General features: G+C 61.4%; 1 pseudogene. It reads right to left on the bottom strand.

The features are described from left to right. Window positions 1–212: 212 nt before the first annotated feature. Window positions 213–440, bottom strand: a pseudogene (locus CVH10_RS26635) (hypothetical protein); the annotation flags it as partial.

Below are 440 nucleotides of genomic sequence, written 5' to 3' on the forward strand. Positions count from 1 at the left end.
CCCAGGAAGGCGGATTTCTGATGGTCGCCGATTTCGCCGATGAACTCGATCAGGGGGTTGCCCTCGCCCAGCGGGCGAATGGTCTCTTCCCAATAGCGTTTGTCGGCGGCGTCTACCTTGGCGGCCATCTTCAGTCGCTTGCCCAGCTTGGTGGCGATCTCGATGGCCCGGTCGGGCCGCTTTTCGGGCGAGATGCGGCCGAGGAAGGCCAGCTAGCCCTCGGATTTTGGAGAGAAGATATATTGTTCGCCCGGCATGCCGTGATGCACGGTCGCCTTCCAGTTGGCGAAATGCAGGGGCTTGCGCTGATCGTCGGAGATGGAGACCAGGCCGAACTCGCTCCAGCGCGCATAGACGCCGGGCAGGTCTTTCATGTCCAGACGGCCGTGCAGCGTCGTCAGGGTCTTGTCCGCATATTTCTGGAACAGAGGGAAGTGGAT

The organism is Halomonas sp. ND22Bw (assembly GCF_003011945.1).
Classification (GTDB): Bacteria; Pseudomonadota; Gammaproteobacteria; order Pseudomonadales; family Halomonadaceae; genus Halomonas; species Halomonas halophila.